General features: G+C 62.4%; 5 protein-coding genes. 2 read left to right on the top strand and 3 right to left on the bottom strand.

Going from position 1 to position 6,577, the window contains the following annotated elements; translation table 11 throughout:
* Positions 1 to 361: 361 nt before the first annotated feature.
* Positions 362 to 1,096: a DUF3047 domain-containing protein gene (locus tag BM345_RS29360; protein WP_139237679.1), complete on the top strand. Its 735-nt coding sequence runs from the start codon at positions 362 to 364 to the stop codon at positions 1,094 to 1,096.
* A gap of 194 nt (positions 1,097 to 1,290) precedes the next feature.
* On the opposite strand, the gene BM345_RS29355 is transcribed toward BM345_RS29360, so the two are convergent.
* Together BM345_RS29355 and BM345_RS29350 are read right to left on the bottom strand one after the other, a co-directional pair.
* Positions 1,291 to 2,292: a hypothetical protein gene (locus tag BM345_RS29355; RefSeq protein WP_254790056.1), complete on the bottom strand. Its 1,002-nt coding sequence runs from the start codon at positions 2,290 to 2,292 to the stop codon at positions 1,291 to 1,293.
* A gap of 107 nt (positions 2,293 to 2,399) precedes the next feature.
* Positions 2,400 to 4,475, bottom strand: coding sequence for a hypothetical protein (locus BM345_RS29350; protein WP_139237678.1), 2,076 nt, complete (start codon positions 4,473 to 4,475; stop codon positions 2,400 to 2,402).
* 144 nt (positions 4,476 to 4,619) lie between these two features.
* Between BM345_RS29350 and BM345_RS29345 the strand changes: the two genes are divergently transcribed.
* Positions 4,620 to 5,666, top strand: a complete 1,047-nt coding sequence (locus BM345_RS29345) for an AI-2E family transporter (protein WP_254790055.1) — start codon at positions 4,620 to 4,622, stop codon at positions 5,664 to 5,666.
* A 57-nt stretch (positions 5,667 to 5,723) separates the two neighbouring features.
* On the opposite strand, the gene BM345_RS29340 is transcribed toward BM345_RS29345, so the two are convergent.
* Positions 5,724 to 5,993, bottom strand: coding sequence for a hypothetical protein (locus BM345_RS29340; protein WP_093387336.1), 270 nt, complete (start codon positions 5,991 to 5,993; stop codon positions 5,724 to 5,726).
* Positions 5,994 to 6,577: the final 584 nt, after the last annotated feature.

Raw genomic sequence — 6,577 nt, 5'->3', positions numbered from 1 at the left:
TTCCTCCCTCGAGGCTTGTCCAACACCTGCCCTCAGGTCGGTGTTATGCGCAGGCTCGTCTTGCAGGCCGGGCAGATGTCGGACAAACCTAAACGAAAGCAGCCGAAGGGCAGGGCAGGGAGAAAGTGCGGCTCCGTGCCCCTTGCGGAAGTAGCGCCCTCAGGAAACCGACGTTCCAGGTGACTGGCAGCTTTGGGGGCCCTTACGGGCCGTTCGGCCCTACGTCGAGCCTCATCCATCAGGTCCCTCGTGATCAGACCACCAGGTCCACCTTCCCCAAGCACGCGCGGAAATGTTCGACGTCCCAGTGCAAGACTCGGGCGCTATATTCTGACAATCACTCCGCGAACAAGGAATCCCCTTGACTATCCCTCGCATGCTCTCATTGCTTTTGGCGATGTCTTGCATTTCGGCCAGCGGCGCCGTGCAAGAGGTGGGCGCGGCCTGCAAGCCGCGCAGCCTTGCCTTCGATGACACCGCCGCGGGTTGGTCTGCCGTTCCCCTGTCCAAGCTCAAGCGAGACACCGCATACAGCGTTGCGCAGCAGGAAGGCCGGGCGGTGCTGCGCGCAGTGGCGGATCGGTCCGCGTCCCTTTACATGGCTCGGCTGAAACCCGCTCAACTTTCTCCTATGACGATCGACTGGGAGTGGATGACCGATGCGTTGGTGCCTGGCGCGGACAATCGCGACAAGAGCGCAGAGGACGCTCCGCTGCGCGTGCTCGTGGCGTTCGACGGCGATGTAGCCGCGCTGCCGGACGCGGAGCGCAAGCGATTCAGCAGAGCAAAGAACTTGGCGCGGCGTGACATCCCCTACGCGGTGCTCATGTACATCTGGAGCGACCACGTACCGGTGGGCACCGTGATTCCGTCTGCACATACAAGCCAGGTGAAGATGATGGTGGTGGCCTCGGGGCCGGATGGCTTGGGCCGTTGGCACTCTGTCCAGCGCAACATCGACGACGACTACAAGGCAGCTTACGGCACTGCTCCGGGGCCAGTGCTGGGGGTCGCGGTGATGACAGACACAGACAACACGGGCAGCCAGGCAATCGGAAACTATGCCGGCATTCGGATCAGTTGCGGCCGACCGTGAATCGGCATCCGGCGTGTGTGGACTCGCCGCACGGTCTCCCGGTTGGGTCCGCTCCTGCACCGTCCGCGAACTTCGCATGGAGACTGGCTGCAGTCCTTGCAGACGGCCAAAGGCCCGGACGGCAGGTAGATGGCCACTCTGGACCATGGCCGACGATAGCGGCGTTGTTCGAGACGACGTTTCGCAGTTCTGCCCTACGGAGCAAGACTTTCCTCCACAAAGCGCAATATCGCTTCCACGAGCGCTTCGCGTGGGAAGGCGTTCTGCGTAACCAATGTTTCGGAGATCACGGGCCGGCTGCGGTTTAGCGGCACTGCGATCGCCCAGTGGTCCGCATTCAGATAGCCCATAAGGGCGCTCCCAGGGATCACCTGATCGTAGAAGATGACCTGGCTGTCGTTGCGTGCGTCGATCCGTGCCAGCTTGCTCCAGCTCGGCCTCAAAATCAGCGAGATGCGCTCAGGCTGCGGGAGCGTGACTAACGAGTAGTAGCGGGGGCCCTCCGGTAGTTTGTTCTGCGCGAGCCACGCCTTGCGCGTGTCCGGGCGCAAGGATTCGACCGCCCCCCTGTCACCCGAGTCGCACGTGGCCTGCGGGAAATGCCGCAACAGGTCGGCCTGATTCTGTGTCGCGTCGTTGGCCAATGCCGAGCCCCCGATCGCCCCAGCCACGCTTACCACAGCTGCCACGCGGCCCCGGATCTCCGGATAGGCGGCTAGTGCTTCGAGGATGTCAGGCGTTCCCTTGGAGTAACCAACAAGCACTATGTACGGCCGGGCTCCCTGCCCCGGAGCCATGGACATCAGTGCATCCCGAATCAAGCGCGCGTTCTTAGCCGTGCCCGAGAGCGGATCCACTTTTAACAGGTCCAATTCATAGCCAAACTTTCCCACGTGGCGCCTGCTCGTGCCAGGCGGCTGCAGCCAGGGTTCAAAGCATTCGTAGCCGACACCGGGAACTGTCAAAGCGACCAATCGGCGCTTGGCCAGCCCTAGATCGACCGCACGACCAGTGCCTGGTGGCTCGTCAGCGAGTCGGGTCATGGCATCGCTGCACGGACGGTAGTCCTCGATCTGGTCCTTGCGGGCTTCCAGCACCTCACAGAAGATCTCGCGAAATCGCGCTCGCTCGTCCGATATACCTGCCTGCACCGCTGGTACCAGAACAAGCGCAGGGCCCTGGGTACTGAAAGGCATTAAGGGTGGCGAAGTGCAGGCGCTGAGCAACCATAGCCATGCCAAGCCACCTCGACGGCAACCGGCAGTGGGCGTCCAGCGGTTGTTCGCGCGCATGTCTCACACCCTTAGTAGTAGTAACGCCAGTCGAAGATCAATCGCAGCCCCAGCGACCAAACGGTCTGCAGGTGGACTGGGGGCGCGCCGGCGGGAAAGCGAACCGCTCCGCCGCGCGGCACGTCTGCCGCGGCGTAGAACTGGAAAAGCACGGACGAACTCTGGTTGGTCGAGAAAGCCCGGTAGGGCCGGTACTCCAGGATGGGCAGGTCGTAAGAGGTGGACTTGAAGTTCACGACGCGCCCGAAATCGCTTGACTGTACGCCCGGTGCCAGCAATTGGTCGTCACCCGACAACCCATAGAAGGTGATGCCAAGTTCACGCCCCAGCACGAACTGAAACCGGCCCACCGGCGTCGCCCAACCGGACTGCAGGCCCAACAGGCCGCCGTTGCCGGCGGTGACGGCCATGTCGGCAAAGGCCTGGGGCTGGACCAAGTACAGAGGCGACGCCAACAGCAAATCACCAGGCACGAGGTAATAGGGCATGCGCAGGCGCAGCGCCACGCCGGTGCGCGCAGGTACCGCCGCGCTCAGGTTTCCGCTCAGGGTGTTGCCCGTAACGTCCCGGAACTGGTTGCTCGAAGGCGAGTCAGTCCGAAAGCCCAGCGAGGCATATACCAGCCCATCGCCCGCCTCGCCCATCACCCCGTCGAGACCGAAGCCGGCGCGAACGGAAAGGTCCAATCCTACGATGGCGCCGGTGCCTGACTGGCCACGAATGAATCCGCCGTCGATTGCTCGCCCGTCGATCGATCCGGCCAAGCCGACGAAGGGTCCGACCTCGCTTCGAAATCGCGGCATCGCGCCCAAGCCTGGCCCCAGGCTCGGCACCGCGGTGGCGATCAGCGTTGACTCCAGCAGCGGCAGATCTGCCTGGCGCACCCGCTGCCCCGGCTCGCGCGAAGGAAAGTTGCGGGCGCTGCACACGTTAAAGGCGTCGGGCTGCAGTGGCGCATCGGCAAGTGTCGCGAATACGGCTTCAGAAACTCGACCCGAGACTACGTCAAGCACTTGCTCCAGACTGGCCTTGACCGACGCAGAAGCAATGCGGGCATCTTCGGCGCGCATGTGAGCATCGCCCATCAGCACGACTGAGTTCCCGCCGCCGCTCCAGGTGAACACTTCCAGGCCGCTCTGGTTGTAGAAGTCGTGTGTGCCCTGCCGCTGTGAAGCGTCGCCCCAGGAACCCGCGATGTGGCCAGCGGCGAAGGTGTCTTGCAGGAAGTGCAGCGCAAAGGCTTCATCGGCCAGCGCGGAACGCATGAGTTCGATGCGCTGGTCCGAATCGAGCGCTCCGCTTCGCAGGCGGCTCGCTTTCTGCAGAGCGCTGAGGTGGAACCATGCGTACACTCCGATGGCATTCAGTTCAGACCCCGGCCGCAGGGTCAGCGAGGCATAGTCGATTGGCCTCACATTTGGACTCGGTCGGGCGAGCAGGAAGTGAGCGTTGTTGTAGCCGGCACGGGTCGCGTACTGCGTGTCGGCGCGCTGCAGTCGGATGTCGGCAGTGCGCAGGGCGTTGATGCGCTGCGCCCGTACCGATTGGCCTGCCAGTCGGCGTTGCGCGTCCGAGAGCACGTTTGGCGCGCGGCCGCTCATGTCGGGTTCGGCTGTCACCGGCAGGCGTGCAAGGTCAACCTTCAGCTGGGCCGCGACATCTGCCACCGAGAGGACCCATGGGGATGAGCGAGCCGTCTCCATCATTTCCTGGCTCGAGCATGAGTGGTCGCCCGCGATGGCCGACAGTGCGGCCCAATCGATGCATGAGGGCGTCAGCTCTTGCGTCTGGTCGGCACCTTGCTCGCAAAGGCGCTGCTCATTGCCGATGCGGGCGCTGCGCCACAGCTGGTCGAAGATCACCCGGCGGTCAGCGTCGAGTTGCTGGACCGCGCTCAATGCCAATTCCCGGTGCTCCGGATAGACCCAGGCCCTAGCAGAAAGGCTGGACAGCAGGCCAATGCACGAAGCCGCCCAGACCATCACCTTGCGCACATCGCGCTTGGACACTCGAGCACCCCTGTCGTAGTTCCGCTGGCGCCAACTGTAGCCAAACACCGGCCAATCCACTTCAGGAGTGAAGCTCATTCGCGCGAGTGCATCCCATAATTGCGGCAGAGAGCCTGCTAGGGTATACACCTGCCCGATGGAGGGGATATGGAAAAGTCAAGCACGGCCGTGCCAAGCGAATCTCGTATCGATCTCGCGCAGCGAAGAAGTTCGTCAGCCCTTATGGACGTGCTGATTCGTGCCGGGCTGGTCCTGGCTCTTGCGCTTCTCTGCTACCGGATCTTCGCTCCTTTCCTGACCTTGATCGCCTGGTCGCTGATCCTGGCCGTTTCTCTCTACCCCTTGCACCAGTCGCTGGCCCGCCGGATCGGAGGCAGGCAAGGCCTGGCAGGCACAATCGTGGTTCTGGCGGGCATCGCGCTCATCTTCGCACCAACCACTGTCCTGATGAGCTCTTTTGGCGACTCGATTCGCCAACTCGTCAACGATGTGCAGAACAACACTCTGCGCATTCCTCCACCGCGCGAAGGTGTCGCACGTTGGCCCGTCGTGGGAGATCGAATTCATGCATTGTGGTCACAGGCATCCACCGATCTGCCGTCGGCAGTGCAGGCCCTGCAGCCGAAGCTCGGCGAGCTCGCCAAGATCGCCTTGGGCGTGGTGGCCGGCATCGGGAGCGCCTTGCTAATGTTCCTGGCAGCGATCATTGTCGCGGGCATCGTCATGGCCTTCGGCCAGGCCGGAACGCGCGGCACGCAGGCCATCTTCGTTCGAATCATCGGGCCAGCGCGGGGCAAGGAGTTCGCAGCTCTTTCTACCGCCACGATCCGTGCGGTCGCGCAGGGCGTGATCGGCGTGGCGTTCATCCAGGCCCTCCTGGTGGGCGTGTGCTTGCTCGTAGCGGGCGTTCCTTGGGCCGGCGTGCTCGCGGCCATCGTGCTTGTGCTGGGTATTGCGCAGGTGCCAGCGGTCATCATCACATTGCCAGCCATCGTCTGGCTCTGGACCGGCTCGGACCACGGAAGCGGTGCGGCCACCCTTTACAGCATCCTCCTGTTTGTAGCCGGCATGGCCGACAACGTGCTCAAGCCGCTCATGCTCGGCCGTGGCGTCGATGCGCCTATGCCTGTGATCCTCATTGGTGCCCTGGGCGGCATGGCAACCGCGGGCATTCTGGGCATGTTCGTAGGCGCCACGCTGCTGGCATTGGGCTACCAGATCTTTATGGGATGGGTCCAGGCTGATCCGGCGGGCACGCGTTTGCCCTAGTAAAAACGGCTTCCGGGATGCCATGGCAGGCACTACGAAGGGCTGGGCATCGCCAGATCAGTATTTGATGTCCCGCTTCTCCTGCCGGCCTTCCTGCTTGGTATCGCGCTTGTCCTGCCGACACTGGGAGTTGCTCTTCTGGTTGGTTGCGCGGCAGTCCTGCTTCGTGGAGCGCGACTCCTGTTTTGCGGCCTGATTCACCGCCCGCCCTTGCTGACGCTGCTGCGACTGCTCGGTCGCGACGGCGATGCCCGGCAGTAGTAAGAGGGCTGCGAAGGCGATTTGTGCGCTTGCCCAGCGCCGGCACTTTGTTTCTAAGGTCTTCAATTGCGTCCTCCTCGAGTAAGGTGCGAGCCGCGGAGCCAAGACGATTCTGCCGACGAACGCCCTACCAGACAAGCCCGCCTTAGGGCCCTGAATGGGTCTAACAAAATCTTTCAGAACTGTTCTTCGACTGGAAAACGATCCTGGTTGATGAGGCTTCGGCCGCGGAGCTTGAAATTCGTCGTCAAGAACGTGATGCACTTCGAGACGCAACTGGTGCTTTAATCCTCCTGCTTGGGGTCGCGGCGTGAACCTGGATGGCAAGCATCAAGAAAAGGTTCAATTGACGAGTGCAATGCTTGAATCGTCGGTTTTCATGCCAACAACCGAACTAGATGCCGATGCACAAGTGTTCATTTCTCGCAGTCGGTCTTGCGGGGTGTTTTCGTTTCAGCATGCTCCCCCTCCGGTACAGGTGGCGATTCCGCGGCAAAGCACAGCGCAATCGCCGCATCGGGCGACGAGGCTGTATCGAAACTTCACGCTAGGTACCTAGTGGACTGTAACGGTTAAATAGGAAGTATCATTGTGCCTCCGGAGGGCGCAATGGAACTGACGAAAACTGAAGTCTTGGAACTGCAGCGACA

This window comes from Variovorax sp. OV329 (assembly GCF_900114785.1).
Lineage (GTDB): Bacteria > Pseudomonadota > Gammaproteobacteria > Burkholderiales > Burkholderiaceae_C > Variovorax.
Note: the sequence above shows the minus strand (reverse complement) of the source record. Positions and strands in the feature narration are given on the sequence as shown.

Excerpts from the sequence above, each read along its gene's own strand:
- BM345_RS29345 (WP_254790055.1), top strand. The coding sequence starts at position 4,620 with ATGGACGTGCTGATTCGTGCCGGGCTGGTCCTGGCTCTTGCGCTTCTC.
- BM345_RS29355 (WP_254790056.1), bottom strand. The coding sequence starts at position 2,292 with ATGCCTTTCAGTACCCAGGGCCCTGCGCTTGTTCTGGTACCAGCGGTG.
- BM345_RS29350 (WP_139237678.1), bottom strand. The coding sequence starts at position 4,475 with ATGAGCTTCACTCCTGAAGTGGATTGGCCGGTGTTTGGCTACAGTTGG.